1 protein-coding gene is annotated in these 257 nt (G+C 66.5%); it reads left to right on the forward strand.

The window, feature by feature from the left end; translation table 11 throughout:
- Nucleotides 1-257 (forward strand): cellulase family glycosylhydrolase (locus JFB92_RS24995; RefSeq protein ID WP_199044675.1); only part of this gene is annotated, 257 nt, incomplete at both ends.

Here is a 257-nt window from a genome sequence, read left to right on the forward strand (position 1 = left end):
CAGATCATCCCCGTGATCAGGCAGCACGACTCCGACGGCGTCGTCCTGCTCGGCACCGCCGACTGGTCCTCGCTCGGCGTCTCCGGAGGCACCGATGAGCAGGAGGTCATCGACGATCCGGTCGACGCCTCGAACATCATGTACACCTTCCACTTCTACGCCGCCTCGCACGGCGAGGAGTACCTGGACACCCTTTCGCGGGCGGCCGGCAGCATCCCGGTGTTCGTCACCGAGTTCGGCACCCAGGACTACGCGGG

This window comes from Glycomyces salinus, from assembly GCF_016428645.1.
Taxonomy (GTDB): Bacteria; Actinomycetota; Actinomycetes; order Mycobacteriales; family Micromonosporaceae; genus Glycomyces; species Glycomyces salinus.